This window comes from Nocardioides sp. Z40_12, from assembly GCF_058215795.1.
This window is the reverse complement of the sequence record NZ_JBZAJA010000005.1, coordinates 75,818-93,587: the sequence shown is the minus strand read 5'-3', so window position 1 is coordinate 93,587 and position 17,770 is coordinate 75,818. Positions and strand designations below refer to the sequence as shown.

General features: G+C 72.6%; 16 protein-coding genes. 6 read left to right on the top strand and 10 right to left on the bottom strand.

The annotated features are described in order from the left end of the window. Position 1: 1 nt before the first annotated feature. Positions 2 to 754, top strand: coding sequence for an enoyl-CoA hydratase/isomerase family protein (locus AC4BG9_RS11090; protein WP_490571156.1), 753 nt, complete (start codon positions 2 to 4; stop codon positions 752 to 754). Positions 755 to 803: 49 nt separating this feature from the next. Here AC4BG9_RS11090 and AC4BG9_RS11085 read toward each other — a convergent pair whose 3' ends face one another. Further along, entirely contained in the window at positions 804 to 1,364 is a 561-nt protein-coding gene (locus AC4BG9_RS11085; protein WP_490571155.1) for a hypothetical protein, read from the bottom strand. A gap of 128 nt (positions 1,365 to 1,492) precedes the next feature. Here AC4BG9_RS11085 and AC4BG9_RS11080 point away from each other — a divergent pair, with 128 nt between their 5' ends. After that, positions 1,493 to 2,464 carry an aldo/keto reductase gene (locus tag AC4BG9_RS11080; protein WP_490571154.1) on the top strand — a complete coding sequence of 324 codons (972 nt, stop codon included), beginning with the start codon at positions 1,493 to 1,495 and terminating at the stop codon, positions 2,462 to 2,464. 5 nt (positions 2,465 to 2,469) lie between these two features. On the opposite strand, the gene AC4BG9_RS11075 is transcribed toward AC4BG9_RS11080, so the two are convergent. The 7 genes from AC4BG9_RS11075 to AC4BG9_RS11045 form a co-directional block, all read right to left on the bottom strand. Then, positions 2,470 to 3,246, bottom strand: coding sequence for an SDR family NAD(P)-dependent oxidoreductase (locus tag AC4BG9_RS11075; RefSeq protein ID WP_490571153.1), 777 nt, complete (start codon positions 3,244 to 3,246; stop codon positions 2,470 to 2,472). A 78-nt stretch (positions 3,247 to 3,324) separates the two neighbouring features. Continuing rightward, complete coding sequence (locus AC4BG9_RS11070; RefSeq protein ID WP_490571152.1) at positions 3,325 to 3,675, bottom strand: nuclear transport factor 2 family protein; 351 nt, start codon at positions 3,673 to 3,675, stop codon at positions 3,325 to 3,327. A gap of 69 nt (positions 3,676 to 3,744) precedes the next feature. Next, positions 3,745 to 4,764, bottom strand: a complete 1,020-nt coding sequence (locus AC4BG9_RS11065; protein ID WP_490571151.1) for a LacI family DNA-binding transcriptional regulator — start codon at positions 4,762 to 4,764, stop codon at positions 3,745 to 3,747. A gap of 5 nt (positions 4,765 to 4,769) precedes the next feature. Then, a complete protein-coding gene (locus tag AC4BG9_RS11060) occupies positions 4,770 to 6,272 on the bottom strand; it encodes a GH1 family beta-glucosidase (RefSeq protein WP_490571150.1) in 1,503 nt (500 codons plus the stop codon). After that, entirely contained in the window at positions 6,269 to 7,087 is an 819-nt protein-coding gene (locus AC4BG9_RS11055) for a carbohydrate ABC transporter permease (RefSeq protein WP_490571149.1), read from the bottom strand. The genes AC4BG9_RS11060 and AC4BG9_RS11055 overlap by 4 nt, the downstream gene beginning before the upstream one ends. Further along, positions 7,084 to 8,175, bottom strand: coding sequence for a carbohydrate ABC transporter permease (locus tag AC4BG9_RS11050; protein WP_490571148.1), 1,092 nt, complete (start codon positions 8,173 to 8,175; stop codon positions 7,084 to 7,086). The genes AC4BG9_RS11055 and AC4BG9_RS11050 overlap by 4 nt, the downstream gene beginning before the upstream one ends. A gap of 19 nt (positions 8,176 to 8,194) precedes the next feature. Beyond that, a complete protein-coding gene (locus tag AC4BG9_RS11045; protein WP_490571147.1) occupies positions 8,195 to 9,478 on the bottom strand; it encodes an extracellular solute-binding protein in 1,284 nt (427 codons plus the stop codon). Positions 9,479 to 9,795: 317 nt separating this feature from the next. Here AC4BG9_RS11045 and AC4BG9_RS11040 point away from each other — a divergent pair, with 317 nt between their 5' ends. The 4 genes from AC4BG9_RS11040 to AC4BG9_RS11025 all read left to right on the top strand — a co-directional run bounded on the left by AC4BG9_RS11040 (position 9,796) and on the right by AC4BG9_RS11025 (position 15,677). Next, positions 9,796 to 10,893: an ABC transporter ATP-binding protein gene (locus AC4BG9_RS11040; protein WP_490571146.1), complete on the top strand. Its 1,098-nt coding sequence runs from the start codon at positions 9,796 to 9,798 to the stop codon at positions 10,891 to 10,893. 273 nt (positions 10,894 to 11,166) lie between these two features. Beyond that, on the top strand, positions 11,167 to 13,368 hold the full coding sequence (locus AC4BG9_RS11035) for a carbon starvation CstA family protein (RefSeq protein ID WP_490571145.1): 2,202 nt from the start codon (positions 11,167 to 11,169) through the stop codon (positions 13,366 to 13,368). Continuing rightward, entirely contained in the window at positions 13,365 to 13,538 is a 174-nt protein-coding gene (locus tag AC4BG9_RS11030) for a YbdD/YjiX family protein (protein WP_490571144.1), read from the top strand. The genes AC4BG9_RS11035 and AC4BG9_RS11030 overlap by 4 nt, the downstream gene beginning before the upstream one ends. A gap of 153 nt (positions 13,539 to 13,691) precedes the next feature. Then, positions 13,692 to 15,677: an MFS transporter gene (locus tag AC4BG9_RS11025; protein WP_490571143.1), complete on the top strand. Its 1,986-nt coding sequence runs from the start codon at positions 13,692 to 13,694 to the stop codon at positions 15,675 to 15,677. On the opposite strand, the gene AC4BG9_RS11020 is transcribed toward AC4BG9_RS11025, so the two are convergent. Beyond that, positions 15,637 to 16,395 (bottom strand): SDR family NAD(P)-dependent oxidoreductase, encoded by a 759-nt coding sequence (locus tag AC4BG9_RS11020; RefSeq protein ID WP_490571142.1) that lies wholly within the window; start codon positions 16,393 to 16,395, stop codon positions 15,637 to 15,639. The two genes, AC4BG9_RS11025 and AC4BG9_RS11020, sit on opposite strands and share 41 nt — an antisense overlap. 158 nt (positions 16,396 to 16,553) lie before the next feature. Continuing rightward, positions 16,554 to 17,720 (bottom strand): acyl-CoA dehydrogenase family protein, encoded by a 1,167-nt coding sequence (locus AC4BG9_RS11015; protein WP_490571141.1) that lies wholly within the window; start codon positions 17,718 to 17,720, stop codon positions 16,554 to 16,556. Positions 17,721 to 17,770: the final 50 nt, after the last annotated feature.

The window sequence follows — 17,770 nt, the reverse complement described above, 5'->3', positions numbered from 1 at the left end:
GATGGGCGCGCTGGTCACCTACGAGGTGCGCGACGGCGTCGCCCACGTCGAGCTCTCCCGGCCCGAGGCGGCCAACACCTTCGACCTGCCGACCTCCCAGGCGTTCGGCGAGGCGGTCGACAGGGCCGCGGGTGACGACGAGGTGCGGGCGGTGCTGCTGACCGGGGCGGGCCCCCGGTTCTGCGCCGGGGGAGACGTCGCCTCGTTCGACGCCGCCGCCGACCCCGAGGCCTACCTGCACGAGCTGGCGCTCCACCTCGACGGGGTGCTGCAGCGGCTCGCCGCGATGCCCAAGCCGGTGGTCTGCGCCGTCCAGGGCGCGGTCGCCGGCGCCGGGCTGGGCGTGATGCTCAGCGCCGACCTCGTGGTCGCCGCGACGGGCACGAAGTTCGTCTTCGCCTACCCCGGCATCGGCCTCACCCCCGACTGCGGGGTCTCCTGGCTGCTGCCGCGGGCCGTCGGCTCGCACCGCGCGCTGGGCTTCGCGCTCAGCGGTCGGCCCATCACCGCCGGCACCGCGCTCGAGTGGGGCCTGGTCACCGAGGTGGCGGAGGACCCCGCGGCACGCGCCGCCGAGCTGGTCGCCGGCCTCGCGACCGGACCGGCCGCGGCCTACGGCCAGGTGCGCCGGCTGCTGCGGTCCGGCTGGGAGCTCGACCGTGCCGCCACCGGTGCCGAGGAGGCACGGACCATCAGCTCGATGGTCCCCGGTGCGGAGGCGAAGGCCCTCATCGGCCGGTTCCTGGGGCGCTGACGCCGGCGCACCGGGCGCCGGCGTCAGCGCTGCGTGCCCGGGCCGGCGCTCAGGACGGGGGGAGCACCCCCTCGAGCGCCGCGAGCAACGCCCCGCGGTCGCGGACGTAGAACCGCACCGCGCCGCCGTCGCGGGTCGGCAGGCTGATGGCGTCCATGCCCAGGGGGGTCCCGTAGGAGCCACCCAGGTAGCGGAAGGTCGCGCCGGTTGGGCCCGCCGGGCGCGAGGTCGGCACGTGCACGTCGCCCGCCGAGGCACGGACCCGCCTGCCCATCGACGGCTGCTCGTCGTCGACCGCGCGCACTCCCACGGGGTCGAGCTCGGAGAGCGGCATCCGGTCCCGCCCGACCCGCAGGGTGGAACGGGTCAGCGTGACCTTGCCGTAGAGCTCCATCGACCACAGCGTGATCAGCATGACCCAGATCGGCACCCCCCAGGCGACGCCGTAGGCGAGCACCTGGATGAGGAAGTCGCCGATCGAGACGAAGTCGTCGTCCAGCACGGGAGGCACGACCGCCATCGCCAGCAGCGCCGCCCAGGTGCCCCACCAGAGCCAGCCCGCCACCGCGCGCCCGCGGTAGACCACCTCGTCGTGGTTCGTCCCGCTCATGCGTTCGTCCTGCTCATCCGGTCCCCCTGGTGATGCGGCCCCCTGGTCGTGCGGCGAGGGTAGCGAGCGCCGGACCTCCCCGAGCCGACCCGGCTAGGGTGCGGACGACGACGGCGGAAGGTGGGGGGATGCGGTACACGAAGCTGGGCAGCACCGGGCTGGAGGTCTCGGCCCTGACGCTGGGGTGCATGAGCTGGGGCGACCCGGGCCGCGGGGGGCACCCGTGGGTGCTCGACGAGGACGCCGCACGCCCGATCGTCCGGGCCGCGCTCGAGGGCGGCGTCACCGTCTTCGACACCGCCAACGTCTACTCCGGCGGCAGCAGCGAGGAGATCACCGGCCGGCTGCTCAAGGAGATGGCGCCCCGTGACGAGGTGGTCATCGCCACCAAGGTGCACGGCCGGATGGGGCCCGGCCCTGCCGGCTCGGGGCTCTCCCGCGCGGCGATCATGACCCAGGTCGACGCGAGCCTGCGTCGGCTCGGGGTCGACCACGTCGACCTTTACCAGATCCACCGGTGGGACCCGACGACGCCGATCGAGGAGACCATGGAGGCGCTGCACGACGTGGTGAAGGCGGGGAAGGCCCGCTACCTCGGGGCGTCGTCGATGTATGCCTGGCAGTTCGCCAAGGCCCAGCACGCCGCCGACCTCGGCGGGTGGACCCGGTTCGTCTCGATGCAGAACCACTACAACCTGATCTACCGGGAGGAGGAGCGGGAGATGCTCCCGCTCTGCGAGGACATGGGCGTCGGGGTGATCCCGTGGAGCCCGCTCGCCCGCGGCCGGCTGACCCGTGACTGGGACGCGGAGACCGCCCGCGTCCAGACCGACGAGTTCGGCGCCACCCTCTACCGCGACGGCGACAGGACGATCGTCGAGGCGGTCGCCGCCGTCGCCGAGCGGCGCGGGATCCCGCGGGCGCAGGTGGCACTGGCCTGGCTCTCCTCCAGGCCGGCCGTCACCTCCCCGATCGTCGGGGTGACCAAGCCGCAGCACCTCGCCGACGCCCTGGCGTCGCTGGACGTCGAGCTGACCGACGACGAGGTCGCCGAGCTGGAGCGCGGCTACGAGCCGCACGCCATCTCCGGTCACCGCTGAGCGCCCTACTTCGGTGGCATCCGGATGCCACCGTCGACCCGGACGGTCTCCCCGTTCAGGTAGGAGTTCGTCACGCACTCGACCACCATGCTGGCCAGCTCGTCGGGGACGCCGAGCCGCTTGGGGAAGAGCACGGACTCGCCCAGCTTGGCCTTGAACGCCTCCGACGCCTCGCCCTCGCCGTAGATCGGGGTGTCGATCAGTCCGGGGGCGATGGTGTTGACCCGGACGCCGATCGCGGAGAGGTCGCGGGCCACCGGCAGCGTCATGCCCACCACGCCGCCCTTGGAGGCGGAGTACGCCGCCTGGCCGATCTGGCCGTCGAAGGCCGCGGCCGAGGCCATGTTGACGATCGCGCCGCGCTCACCGTCGGCGAGCGGCTCGGTGCGGCCCATCGCGGTGGCGGCGACCCGGATCGCGTCGAAGGTGCCGATCAGGTTGATCGCGATCACCTTCTTGTAGGCCTCGAGGTCGTGGGCGGAGGCGAGCTCGCCGTCGCGCCCGACGGTGCGCTGGGCCCAGCCGATGCCGGCGGAGTTGACCAGCACCCGCAGCGGGCCGAGCTCGGTGGCCCGGTCGACGGCGGCCTTGATCTGCTCGGTGTCGGTGACGTCGACGTGCACGAAGACGCCGCCGATCTCGGCGGCCAGCGCCTCGCCGGCGGAGTCGTTGAGGTCGGCGACGACGACGTGGGCGCCCTTGGCGGCCAGCTGGCGGCAGGCGGCGGCGCCGATGCCCGACGCGCCTCCGGTGACGAGGGCGGATGCTCCGGTGATGTCCATGCCCGGCAGGCTAGTGGTCGGGAGGCCGGTGTGGTCGGAGCCGGACCGCCGGGGCGACGGGGCGACGGGGTAGGTCGCCTACTCCTCGACCGTCATGCGCTGGACGTGGGCTCCCGCGAACTCGTAGACGTGAGTGACCTCGGAACGCGCCAGGACGTCCCCGCCGAGGTCGCGCACGACGAGGCCGACGCGGGCCGAGACGGTGCCGTCGGGGCGTGCGCGGATGTCCCGCACGACGGTGGTGGGGCGGATCTCCCGCCACTGGCGCTCCCAGTACGCACGCACCTGTTCACGCCCGAGCAGCCTTCCGCCCTCCCAGGCGTTGGGCCAGTCGACGTCGGGCGCCAACGCCGCGAGCACGGCGTCCACGTCTCGCTCGTTGAACGACTGGTACAGGGCTCGTACGGCGTCCGCGCGTTCCGTGGCCATGGTCCACAGTCTCGACGCGCGCGGACCGTGTCGCCATCGCCTGAACTGGGCACCCGGACGAGCTCGACCTCAGGCGCTGGCGCGCCGCACCAGCTGCGGGGGGATGATGACGCGCATCGGTCGCCCGCTGCCGCGGCCCTCGATCTGCTCCAGCAGCAGGCGGGTCGCCCGCTCGGCCATCTCCTCGACCGGCTGGCGCATGGTGGTCAGCGGGGGAGTGGTCCGCTCAGCGACGCCGAGGTCGTCGTAGCCGACCACGGCCACGTCGTCTGGCACCCGGCGACCGGCCCGGGCCAGCACCCGCAGCGCGCCGGCGGCCATCAGGTCGGAGGCCACCACGAGGCCGTCGAGGTCCGGGTGGGTCTCCAGCAGCGACAGGGCTGCGACCTCCCCGCTCTCCTGGGTGAAGTCCCCGTGCTCGACGGCGTCCAGCGGCAGCCCGGCCGCCGCCATCGCCTGCCGCCAGCCCTCCAGCCGGTCGGCCCCCGCCGTCATGTCGGCCGGGCCCGCGATCGTGGCGATCCGCCGGCAGCCCCGCTCGAGCAGCGCCTCGGTGGCCTGCCGGGCCCCGGCCACGTTGTCCACGTCGACGTAGGCGACCCGGTCGCCGGCCGTCCAGGGGCGGCCCCCGAAGACGCAGGGCAGGTCGGTGCCGGCGAGCTGCTCGGCCAGCCCGTCGTCGCGGTGGTGGGAGACGACCAGGGCACCGTCGACGTGCCGGTTGTTGAGGTAGCGCAGGGTGCGCGCGCTGGAGGCCCCCGGGCGGGCGAGCAGCAGCACCAGCTGCAGGTCGTGCTCGGTCAGCACCCGGGTGACCCCGCGCAGCGTGCCGGCGAAGAACGGGTCGGAGAAGATCCGCTCGTCCGGCTCCGGGACCACCACGGCCACGGAGTCGGTGCGGCGGGTGACCAGGCTGCGGGCGGCCGGGTTGGGCACGTAGCCGAGGGTGCGCACCGCCGACTCCACCGAGGCCAGCGCCTGGGGGCTGACCCGCATCCCGCCGTTGATCGCCCGCGAGGCGGTGGCGCGTGAGACGCCCGCGACCCTCGCGACCTCGTCCAGGGTGGGCGACCCTCCTGACCCGTTCACGCGGCTCACCGTAGCCAGCGCTCCGGATCGCCCTCGGGCAGGGTCGAGGTGCGGGCCAGCTCGGCATACCAGCGGGCGCTGCTCTTCGGCGTACGCCGCTGGTCGTCGTAGTCGACGTGGACCAGGCCGAAGCGCTTGGCGTAGCCGAAGGCCCACTCGAAGTTGTCCATCAGCGACCAGTGGAAGAAGCCGCGCACGTCCACCCCCTCGCTGATCGCGTCGTGGGTAGCGCGCAGGTAGGCGTCGAGGAAGGCGATCCGGTCGGGGTCGTGGACCCGTCCGTGCTCGTCCGGGGAGTCGGCGTAGGCCGCCCCGGTCTCGGTCAGGTAGATCGGCGGGGCGGCGTACTCCTCGTGGAGGCGCACCAGCAGCCGGCGCAGCCCCTCGGGGTGGACCTCCCACCCCATGTCGGTCACCGGCAGGTCGCGGCGCGGGAAGGTGACGTGCTCGGACCCCACGAAGGGGGAGAGCGAGACCCGGTCGGGCTTGTCGGCGTCGCGGGCCATCACGTCGGTGTGCGGGTGCCCGGAGACGGCGTTGCCGTGGTAGAAGTTCACGCCCAGCACGTCGATCGGGGTCGCGATCAGTGACAGGTCGCCGTCGTGGACCACGTCGGTCCAGGCGCGGTCCCGCCAGGTGAGGTGGGCGGTGTCGTCGACCAGGTCGGCCGGATAGGTGCCGCGGAGCACCGGGTCCAGGAAGAGCCGGTTGTGCAGGGAGTCGACCCGCCGGGCGGCGTCCACGTCGACCGGGTCGTCGGGGTCGTGGGGGTCGGCGACGGTGAAGTTGAGGCTGACCCCGAGCCGGCCCGCCTCGCCGTGCACGCCGCGGCGGCGCAGCTCGTCGACGACCAGGCCGTGGCCCAGCAGCAGGTGGTGGGCCGCGACCAGCCCGGCGGCGCCCTCCTGGCGGCCGGGCGCGTGGTGCCCCGCGGCGTAGCCGAGCAGGGCGGCGCAGAACGGCTCGTTGAGCGTCGTCCAGGTCGGCACCCGGTCGCCGAGCACGTCGTGGACCGACCCCGCGTAGTCGAGGAAGCGGTACGCCGTGTCGCGGGCGGTCCAGCCGCCCGCGTCCTCCAGCGCCTGGGGCAGGTCCCAGTGGTAGAGGGTCAGCCACGGGGCGATGTCGTGGGCCAGCAGCCGGTCGACCAGGCGGTCGTAGAAGGCCAGCCCGGCGGGGTTGACCGCCCCGCCGTCGGGACGGACCCGGGGCCAGGCGACCGAGAACCGGTAGGAGGTGAGCCCCAGGTCGGCCATCAGCGCCACGTCGTCCGGCATCCGGTGGTAGTGGTCGCACGCCTCCTGCCCGGTGTCGCCGCCCAGCACCGCCCCCGGCACCGCGGAGAAGGTGTCCCAGATCGACGGCGTCCGGCCGTCCTCGGCGGTCGCCCCCTCGACCTGGTAGGACGCGGTGGCCGCGCCCCAGGTGAAGGTCGCCGGGAAGCGGGGGCGTCCGGCCGCCTCGTGGGGGTGGTCGGCCTGGAGGGGGCGGGTGCGCTCGACTGTCATCCCTTGACTGCTCCTTGCATGATGCCGGACACCAGCTGGCGGCCGGCGAGGACGAAGAGGGCCAGCAGGGGCACGATCGACAGCGTCGTGCCGGCCAGCACCAGGCTGTAGTCGACGTAGTAGCCGCTCTGCAGCTGCTGGAGGGCGATCTGGATGGTCGGGTTGCTCGCGGGGAGCACGATCAGCGGCCAGAAGAAGTCGGTCCAGGTGTACATGAAGGTGAAGAGCCACAGGATCGCGGCGGCTGGCCGCGCGGCCGGGACCGCGACGTTCCAGAAGGTGCGGGCCATCGAGCACCCGTCCATCCGGGCCGCCTCGATCAGCTCGTCGGGGACGGCGTCGACCAGGTACTGGCGCATGAAGAAGACGCCGAACGCGGTGACCATGCCGGGCACGATCAGCGCCCACACGGAGCCGACCCAGCCCAGCTCCGCCATCACGATGAAGAGGGGGATCACCCCGAGCTGCGTCGGGACCGCCAGGGTGGCGACCACGAAGACCATCAGCGGGGTGCGGCCGCGGAAGGCGAGCTTGGCGAAGGCGAAGCCGGCCAGGGTGGAGAAGACGACCACCGAGGTGGCCACCGTGGAGGAGACCAGCAGGCTGTTGCCCAGGGCCTTCCAGAACGGCACCGCCTCGATGGCCCGCTGCGCGTTGTCGAGGAAGTGGCCGCCCGGCAGCAGCGGGGGGACCCGGCCGTCGAGGTCCTCGCGGCTGTGGGAGCCGACCAGGAACGACCAGTAGAGCGGGGCGCACGAGCCGAGCACGAAGGCGGTGAGCAGCCCGTAGACGAGGAAGCCGGGACGCCGGGTCATCGCCGCACCCCCGCCCGGAGCCCGGCCCGCCCGCGGCCGCCGGGGCGGCCGGCCAGCGAGCCGGCGCGCTGGCTGAGCCAGAGGTTGAGGACGGCGAAGACCACGATGATCAGGAAGAGCAGCCAGGCCACCGCGGAGGCCATGCCGAGGTCGCGGACCCGCCACCCGAGCTCCCAGAGATACATGGTGAGCGTCTGGTACTGCCGGCCCGAGCCCCCGAGGCCCTGGGTGTCGAAGAGCCGCGGCTCGGCGAAGATCTGCAGCCCGCCGATGGTGGAGGTGATGATGACGAAGAGCAGGGTGGGCCGGATCATCGGCACGGTGATGGAGACGAACTGCCGCACCCTGCCGGCCCCGTCCAGCGAGGCGGACTCGTAGAGGTCGCGCGGCACCGCCTGCATCGCGGCCAGGAAGATCAGCGCGTTGTAGCCGGTCCAGCGCCAGTTGACCATCGAGGCGATCGCCAGGTGGCTGGCCAGGGTGTTGACGTGCCAGGCGATGGGCTCCACCCCGACGAGGTCGAGCGCGGCGTTGACCAGGCCGAAGCGGTCGCCGAAGACGTTGCCGAAGATGAGCGCGACCGCGGCGGGAGCGACCACGAAGGGGAGCAGCACGCTCATCCGCCACAGCGTCCGGCCGCGAAGCTGGGAGTCGAGGAGTCCCGCCAGCCCGAGGGCGAGGAGCACCTGCGGGACCGAGGAGAGCAGGAAGATGCTGATCGTGTTGCGCAGCGCGTTCCAGAAGTAGCGGTCGGCGAGCACCCGCTCGTAGTTCTCCAGCCCGCTGAACTCGCCCTGCCCGCCGAGCAGGCTCCAGTGGTGGAGCGAGACGTAGGCGGTGTAGAGCAGCGGGAAGAGGCCGACGAGGGCGAAGAGCAGGAAGAACGGGGAGATGTAGAGGTAGGGGGAGAGCTTGGCCTCCCAGCGGCCGAGCCGGGAGCGCCAGGGGCCGGAGCGCCGGCGGCCGGTCGCACCCGGGGTGGGTGCCCCGGCCGAGGAGCCGCTGGTCGAACCCGCCGGGGAGGCCGGTGATCCGGCCCCCCCGGCGGGGGTGCCTGGCGCCTGCAGGCGCCCGGGGTCGAGGGACATGGAGGGTGGCCGGTCCCGCTCAGCCGAGCCGCTCGACGTCGGCCAGGAACGACTCCCACGCCTCGTCCGGGGACTCCTTGCCCTCGTCCACACGCTGGATGGCCTGCTGGAAGGCGGTGTTGATGTCGGCGAACTTCGGGCCCTTGTAGGGGATGAACTCGATCGCCTTGGCCCGCTCCACCATGATCTCGCCGACCGGCGCGTCGTTGAAGAACTCGCGGCTGCTCTCGGTCACCACGGGGTCCTCCAGCGCCTCCACCTGGCTGGGGAAGGTCGCCTTCGCGGCGTAGGCCTTGGCCTGCTGCTCGGGGTCGGTGAGCCACTTGGCCAGCGCCATGGCCTCCTCCTGGTGCTCGCCCTGCGCGGGCACGGTCAGGTAGGAGCCGCCCCAGACCCCGGGACCGCCGGGGAAGACCCCGGCGACGTCCCAGCCCTCGACGCCTTCGGAGTTGCCCTCGATCACACCGAGCATCCAGCCCGGGCAGGCCATGGTGGCGAACGCGTCCTTCTTGAAGGAGGCGACCCAGTCCTCGCCCCACTGGACGAGCTTGGTGGAGAGACCGTCCTGCGACATCGAGGTGACGGTGTCGAAGATCTTCTTCACCTCCGGGTTCTCGGCGGCGATGACGTTGTCGTCCTCGTCCTCGAACGTGTACTGGGTCTGGTTGACCATCGCCTGCGCGGTGGCGCCGGAGGCGTCGTACCAGGCCACGCCCGGCACCTTCTCGACGAAGTCGCGGCCGGCGGCGAAGTACTCGTCCCACGTGGTGAAGAGGCCGGCCACCTGCTCGCGGTCGGTGGGCAGCCCGGCCTTCTTGAACAGGTCGGCGCGGTAGCAGAGCGCCTGCGGGCCGATGTCGGTGCCGTAGCCGATGAGCCTGCCGTCGTCGGTGGTGGCCGCGTCGACCTTCCAGTCCAGCCAGCGGCCCTCGACGTCGGGGTCGGAGAGGTCGACGAAGGCGTCGGACTCCTGCATCAGGGCGGCCAGCCAGTCGACCTCGATCGCCTCGATGTCGGAGAGGCCGGAGCCCGCGGCGAGCTTGGTGTAGAGGTTGTCCTGGTGCTCGTTGGCGGTGCCGGCCTTCTTCTGCTCGACCACCACCTCGTCCTGCATCTCGTTGTACTCGGTGATCAGGTCCTCGTAGCCGAACTCGTTGAAGGTGGCGACCGTGAGCCGCACCTTCCCGTCACCCGACTCGCCCTCGTCGTCGCCGCCTCCGCAGGCGGCCGTCGTCGCGGCCAGCGCGAGCGCCACCAGGGCCCCCGCGGCGGCCCGTGTCCTACGCCTCTTGTCTCCGTGCACCGTGATCTCCTGACACTCCTGCTGACGCGCGGACCGCCTTGGTCCGACGGGTGGATCGAGGTGGTCTTCCGGATGGAGAGTGTGGAAGCGCTTCCACGCCGATCTCCGATTCACCATGACAGGGGTCACATTGAGTGTCAATACACGCCTCGTGCCAAGTTGTACGTAGCGTGAGAGCGCTTCCACTAGACGGGGGGCGGCAAGCGTCGTACGGTGAGGAGCACCCGGGCCGTCCGAGGCCGGGGAGGGGTCGCCGGCACACCCGGAACCACACCCGGAACCACCCCCGACAGATGCCCGACAGAGGGAGAGCCCCCATGGCGCAGGTCCGGTTCGACCAGGCGGAACGCCGCTACCCGGGTGCGGAGCGCCCAGCGGTGCAGGCCCTCGACCTCGAGATCGCCGACGGCGAGCTGATGGTCCTGGTGGGCCCGTCGGGCTGCGGCAAGTCGACCTCGCTGCGGATGCTCGCCGGGCTCGAGGAGTGCACCTCGGGGCACATCTCCATCGGCGACCGTGACGTCACCCGCGACCTCCCGCGGGACCGCGACATCGCCATGGTCTTCCAGAACTACGCGCTCTACCCGCACATGAGCGTGGCCGACAACATGGGCTTCGCCCTCAAGGTCGCCCGGATGCCGAAGGAGGAGCGGGTGCGGCGGGTCTCCGAGGCCGCGGCCATGCTCGACCTCACCGACGTCCTCGACCGCAAGCCCAAGGCGCTCTCCGGGGGGCAGCGGCAGCGGGTGGCGATGGGCCGGGCGATCGTCCGCCAGCCCCAGGTCTTCTGCATGGACGAGCCGCTCTCCAACCTCGACGCCAAGCTGCGGGTCTCGACCCGCACCCAGATCGCGGCGCTCCAGCACCGGCTCGGCACCACCACCGTCTACGTCACCCACGACCAGGTCGAGGCGATGACGATGGGCGACCGGGTGGCGGTGATGCGGGCCGGCACGCTCCAGCAGGTCGACACCCCGCTGGCCCTCTACGACCGCCCGGCCAACCTCTTCGTCGCCGGCTTCATCGGCTCGCCCGCGATGAACCTGCTCACGGCGCAGGTCAGCGACGGTGTGGCCCTCGTCGACGGCTGCCCCGTCCCGCTGCCGCGGGAGGCGATCGCGCGGGCGGACGGGGAGGTCACGCTCGGGGTGCGTCCCCACGCCTGGAGGGTCGTCGGTCCCGACGAGGCCGCCGTCCCGGTCACCGTCACGGTGGTCGAGGAGCTCGGCGCCGACGCCTTCGTCTACGCCCTGCGCGACGGCGACGCCGCGCAGGCCGCGGTGGCCCCGACCCCGGTGGTGGTGCGGCTCGAGGGGCACCAGCAGGTCGCCAAGGGCGACCGGATCGGGCTGGCGATCGACCCGGCGGCGGTCCACGTCTTCGACCCCGCGTCCGGCCAGCGACTGTCGGCCTGAGAGGCACGGCGTGGGCTCTCGCGGGGCCGTCGCTCCCCCTGGCGTGGGCGGCTCGTGGTGGCCGGGCCGGGGTTCCTCCCCGCGAGCGTGCAGGGCGTCCCGGCGGTCCTCATGACCGTCGGCCTCGTCGGCGCCGGCATCACGGCCAACCGCACCGCCCGCCCGTAGGGGAGGCCGGCTCGTGGCGGTCCTTGTGATCCACCTCACGGAGGAGTACGAATCAGGGGTGGGCTCGCGGACCCGGGGCGCGCCCGTTCTCGGAGGAGGAACCACATGTCCGCAGGGTCGACCGCCACGGTGACGCCGCCCCCCACGCCCGGCCCGGTCCGGCGCAACCCCGTCTCGGTGGCCGTGTGGATCGCCGTCGCGGTGGTCGGGGCGGCCTGCTGGACCGTGCTGGCGCTCTCGCGCGGGGAGGAGGTCTCGGCGCTGTGGATCCTCTTCGCCGCCCTGTCCTCCTACGCGATCGCCTACCGCTTCTACGCCCGCTTCATCGCCCGCAAGGTGCTCGAGGTCGACGACACCCGAGCCACCCCGGCCGAGCGCCTGGAGAACGGGCGCGACTTCGACGTCACCGACCGCCACGTCCTCTTCGGCCACCACTTCGCCGCGATCGCCGGGGCCGGGCCGCTGGTCGGGCCGGTGCTGGCCGCCCAGATGGGCTACCTGCCCGGCACCATCTGGATCATCGTCGGCGTCATCTTCGCCGGGGCGGTCCAGGACATGGTGGTCCTCTTCTTCTCGATGCGCCGCGACGGCAAGTCGCTGGGCCAGATGGTGCGCGAGGAGATCGGGACGATCGGCGGGATCGCCGCGCTGATCGCGGTCTTCGCCATCATGATCATCATCCTGGCGGTGCTGGCCCTGGTCGTGGTCAACGCGCTCGCCGAGTCCCCGTGGGGTGTCTTCTCGATCGGGCTGACCATCCCGATCGCGCTCTTCATGGGGTTCTACCTGCGCGTCCTGCGCCCCGGGCGCGTCTCGGAGGTCACCGCGATCGGCGTGGTGCTGCTGCTGCTGGCGATCATCGGCGGCGGGTACGTCGACTCCTGGGGCCTGGCCGACGCGCTCACCCTCTCCAAGGAGCAGCTGACCCTGGCCCTGGTCGTCTACGGCTTCGTCGCCTCGATCCTGCCCGTGTGGATGCTGCTCACCCCCCGCGACTACCTCTCCACCTTCATGAAGATCGGGGTGATCGTGCTCCTCGCGGTCGGCCTGGTGATCGCCGCGCCGGCGCTGCAGAGCCCGGCGGTCACCGACTTCGCGGTCGACGGCGACGGCCCGGTCTTCGCGGGCAAGGTCTTCCCGTTCGTCTTCATCACCATCGCGTGCGGGGCGTTGTCGGGGTTCCACGCACTGATCTCCTCGGGCACCACGCCCAAGATGGTGGCCAAGGAGAGCCAGGTCCGGATGATCGGCTACGGCGGGATGCTGATGGAGTCGTTCGTCGCGATCAGCGCGCTGATCGCCGCCTGCGTGATCGACCCCGGGCTCTACTACGCGATCAACTCCCCGGCCGGCGCGACCGGAGTCGATCCGGCGACCGCCGCGGAGTTCGTCACCAGCCTCGGGTTCAGCATCAGCCCGGCCGACCTCCAGGCGGCCGCCGCCTCGGTCGAGGAGGAGTCGCTGATCTCCCGCACCGGCGGTGCGCCCACCCTGGCCTTCGGCATCTCCTCGGTCTTCACCGAGGCCTTCGGCGGCGGTCTGGCCGCCTTCTGGTACCACTTCGCGATCATGTTCGAGGCGCTGTTCATCCTCACCGCGGTCGACGCCGGCACCCGGGTGGGCCGCTTCATGCTGCAGGACACGGTGGGCAACCTGTGGCCCCGGTACGCCGACCTGGAGTGGCGGCCGGCCGCCTGGTCGGCCAGTGCCGTGGTGGTCGGGCTGTGGGGCTACATGCTCTACGTCGGGGTCACCGACCCGCTCGGCGGCATCAACCAGCTCTTCCCGCTCTTCGGCATCGCCAACCAGCTGCTGGCGGCGATCGCGCTCACCCTCTGCGCCACCCTGCTGATCAAGCACGGCAAGGTGAAGTGGGTCTGGGTGCCCGGCATCGGGCTGGTCTGGGACCTGGTGGTGACCATGACCGCGAGCTGGCAGAAGGTCTTCTCCGACAACCCGGCGATCGGCTACTTCTCCCAGCGCTCGCGCTACGTCGAGGCGCGCGACGCCGGGGAGCTGCTCGCCCCGGCCACCGACCGGGCCCAGATGGACCAGGTCATCTTCAACTCCACGCTCAACGGCACGCTGCAGGCGCTGTTCGCCCTCCTGGTCATCGTGGTGGTGGCCAACGCGCTCGTCGTCTGCGTCAAGGCGATCCGCTCCGGTGGCCTGCCCACCACCGAGGTGCCCAAGCAGCCGTCGGCCCTGGTCGCCCCCTCGGGCTTCATCGCCACCCCCGAGGAGAAGGAGGCGGTGCGCCGCTGGGAGGAGCAGCGCCAGACCGCCGGGACGGGGGAGCGGTCATGAGGGTGCTGTCCCGGTTGCGCTGGTACGTCCGTCAGCTCACCGGGGAGGCGAAGTGGGACGACTACCTCGCCGAGTGCGCGGCGGCCGGCGCCACGCCGATGGCGCGGCGCGAGTTCGAACGCCACCGCGACGACCAGCGCGAGCACGCGCCGGGGGCCCGTTGCTGCTAGCGGTCGGGGCGGGAGCCCGACGGGCGCGATCCGGCCACGCCGTAGGGTGCCAGGCATGGCTGTCCTGACGAGGGCGGTGCTGCGTTGACCGCGACCGCCACACCCGCTCCCCAGACCTCGCGGGGACCGCGGCGCTCCGGCACGATCGTGCTCGTGCTGGCTCTCTGCGGCACCGCGGTCTCGCTGATGCAGACCCTGGTCGTGCCGTTGCTGCCCGACTTCCCCCGGCTGCTCGGCACCACGGCCGACAACGCCTCCTGGCTGGTCACCGTCACCCTGCTCACCTCGGCCGTGGCGACGCCGATCCTCTCCCGCCTGGCCGACATGTACGGCAAGCGCCGGATGATGATGGTCGCGCTGCTGGTGCTGCTGGCCGGCTCGCTCCTGGGAGCCGCGAGCGACTCCCTGACCGTGCTGATCGTGGCCCGGGCCCTGCAGGGCTTCGCGCCCGCGCTGATCCCCATCGGCATCTCCACCATGCGCGACGAGCTGCCGCCGGAGAAGATCGGCGGAGCGGTCGCGCTGATGAGCGCCACCCTGGGCATCGGGGGCGCGGTGGGCCTGCCGCTGTCCGGGCTGATGTACGAGACCTTCGGCTGGCAGTCGGTCTTCTACGGCAGCGTCGTGATGTCGGTGGTGATGCTCGCGCTGGTCTTCGTGGTGGTGCCCGAGTCGTCGGTACAGGCGCGCGGCAGCTTCGACTGGCTGGGCGCGATCTTGATGTCGGTGGCGCTGACCTCGCTGCTCATGGGCATCTCCAAGGGCGGGCAGTGGGGCTGGACGTCGCAGTGGACGCTGCTCTGCTTCCTGCTCGCGGTGCTCGTCTTCGGGCTGTGGGCGCCGTGGGAGCTGCGCACCGGCCAGCCTCTCGTCGACCTGCGCACCTCCGGACGTCGTCCGGTGCTGCTGACCAACATCGCCTCCCTGCTCGCGGGGTTCGCGATGTTCGCCAACCTGCTGGTCGCCGTCCAGCAGCTGCAGCTGCCCGCCTCGAGCGGTGTCGGATTCGGCCTGGGGGTGACCGAGGCGGGGCTGGCGATGCTGCCCGGCGGCGTCCTGATGATCCTGATGTCCCCGGTCTCGGCCGCCGTGACCCGCACCTTCGGTGCCCGCACCACGCTGATCGCCGGACTCGTGGTGACCGGCCTGGGCTACGTCTCCCGGGTGATCTTCGACGCCACCGTCATCCAGCTGCTGGTCGGCGTCACGATCGTCTCCGTCGGCATCGCGGTCTGCTTCGCGGCCATGCCGGTGCTGATCATGCAGGCCGTCCCGATCACCGAGACGGCCGCGGCCAACGGGCTCAACACGGTGGTCCGCTCGATCGGCACCTCGACCTCCTCGGCGTGCGTCGCGGCCGTGCTCGCCGCGGGCACGCTCGCCGACGGCTTCCCGTCCGAGGCCGCCGTGCACGCGACCAGCTGGCTGGCGGCCTGCGCCGCCTTCCTCGGGGCGGGCGTCGGCTGGTTCATCCCGGTCCGCCTCGCGCCCGTGCTCGCCACCGACCGACCGGCCGGGGAACCCGCCCGGGCCGACGCCGGACGCCGGGTGGACGCCGCCGCGGAGGTCGTGGTGCGGGGCCAGGTGCGCAAGCCCGACGGCTCGCCGGCCCGGCTGGCGGTGGTCTCGGTGCTCGAACCGACCGGTCGCCAGGCCGACTGGGCGCGCGCCGACAACGCGGGACGCTGGTCGGTGGTGCTGCCGGGCGCGGGGGAGTACCTCGTCGTCTGCTCCGCCGAGGGCTGGGCCGCGAGGTCGCAGCTGCGTCAGCTCTCGCCCGACGTGGAGTCCGCGCTGAGGCTCGACGAGCGGCTCACCGTCGCCGGGGTGGTCTCCCGGGGCGGCTGGCCGGTCGACAGCGCGCTCGTGGTGCTGACCGACAGCACCGGCGAGTCGGTGGGGATCACCCGGACCGACGACGAGGGCCACTACCAGCTCGACCTGCCGCCGATCGGGCGCTACGTGCTGACCGCCCTGGACCCCGAGACCGGGTGGGCGGAGTCCCAGGACGTCGTGGTGAGCGTGCAGCGGCGACGGTTCAACGTCGTCCTGCCCGAGAGCCCCGAGGACGCCGGCGCCCCGGCGCCCTCGGGGGAGATCAGCGCGGGGCCATCCGCAGGGCGCCGTCCATCCGGATGACCTCGCCGTTGAGGTAGTCGTGCTCGATCATGGCGAGCGCGAGCCGGGCGTATTCCTCGGGGCGGCCGAGCCGCTGCGGGAAGGGGACGCCGGCCGCGAGCCCGGCCCGGAACTCCTCGGAGACGGTGGCCAGCATCGGGGTCTCGATGATGCCGGGGGCGATGGTGAGCACCCGGATGCCGTGCTGGGCGAGGTCGCGGGCCGCGGGCAGGGTCAGGCCGACCACCCCGCCCTTGGAGGAGGCGTACGCCGCCTGGCCGACCTGGCCGTCGTAGGCGGCGATCGAGGCGGTGTTGATGACCACGCCGCGCTGGCCGTCCTCGAGCGGCTCGGTGGCGGCGATCCGCTCCGCGGCCAGCGTCATCACGTTGAAGGTGCCGACCAGGTTGACCTGGACGACCTTGGCGAAGAAGGCCAGGTCGTGGGGGCCCTTGCGGCCCAGGATCCGCATCGACGGGCCGATGCCGGCGCAGTTGACCACGGTGCGCAGCGCGAGGCCGGCGCCGGCCGCGGTCTCCACCGCGGCGGCCACCTGCTCGGGGTCGGTGACGTCGACGCCGAGGTAGGTCGCCCCGGCGACCTCGGGGGCGTCCTCGATCGCCGTCGGCAGGTCGAAGGCGAAGACCCGGGCGCCCTGGGCGGCCAGGGCGGCGGCGGTGGCCGCTCCGAGCCCGGAGGCTCCTCCGGTGACGATCGCGGCGGTGTCGTTGAGCTGCACGGTCGGTGACTCTCCTGCTGTGTGTGGATGGGTGTGGATGGGTGTGGACGGTCGGGCGTGGGTCGGGTGGGCGCGCGGGGGTACGCAGGGGGTGCGCAGGACGGACGTGGGGCGAGCCGCCGGGCGGGGAGGCGCGGGGAGGCGCGGGCGGGACAGGGTCAGGCGTGGGTGATCCGGCCCGCGTCGTCCTTGGCCAGCGAGCGGGAGATGACCATCCGCTGGATCTGGTTGGTGCCCTCGAAGATCTGCATCACCTTGGCCTCGCGCATGTAGCGCTCCACCGGGAAGTCGCGGGTGTAGCCGTAGCCGCCGAAGACCTGGACGGCGTCGGTGGTCACCTTCATGGCGTGGTCGGTGGCGACCATCTTGGCGATCGAGGCCTCCCGGGAGAACGGCAGCCCGGCGTCCTTGAGCCGGGCGGCGTGCAGGGTGATCGCGCGGGCGGACTGCACCGCCGCCTCCATGTCGGCCAGCACGAAGGCGAGCCCCTGGTGGTCGATGATCGGCTTGCCGAAGGTCTCCCGCTCGCGGGCGTAGGCGACCGCCTGGTCCAGGGCGCCCTGGGCCAGACCGGTGGCGACCGCGGCGATGCCGAGCCGGCCGGAGTCGAGCCCGGCCAACGCGATCTTGAGGCCGTCGCCCTCGGCGCCGAGCCGGCGCTCCACCGGGATCCGGACGTCGTCGAGCCGCATGGTCGCGGTGGTGGAGCCGGTCAGCCCCATCTTGCGCTCGGGGGCGTCGGCGCTCAGGCCCGGGGTGTCGGCCGGGACGAGGAAGCAGGAGATGCCGTTCCGGTCGTCGCTGGTGCGGGCCATCACCTTGTAGAAGTCGGCCTGCCCGCCGTGGGTGGTCCACGCCTTGGCGCCGTTGAGCACGTACTCGTCGCCGTCGAGGCGGGCGGTGGTGCGCATCGCGGCCGGGTCGGAGCCGGCGTGCGCCTCGGAGAGGCAGTAGGCGCCGAGCAGGTCGCCGCCGAGCATGTCGGGCAGCCAGCGCTGCTGCTGCTCGGGGGTGGCGAAGTTGACCAGGCCGAAGCAGGAGAGGGCGTGCACCGAGACCCCGACGCCGACCGAGGACCAGACCGCCCCGATCTCCTCGAGCACCTGGAGGTAGACCTCGTAGGGCTGGCCGCCTCCGCCGTGCTCCTCGGCGTAGGGCAGGCCCAGCACGCCGACCTCGCCGAGCAGGCGGAAGACGTCCCGCGGGAAGGTCTCGGTGGCCTCGGCCTCCGCGCTGCGCGGAGCGAGCTCGCGGGCGGCCAGGTCGCGGACCAGGGCGAGGAGCTCGGCGGACTCCTCGGTGGGCATCCGGCGGGTGGCGGTCATGGGGGCTCCGTCTCGTGGGCTCTGGTGGGCTGGTGTGGCGCCAGCCACAT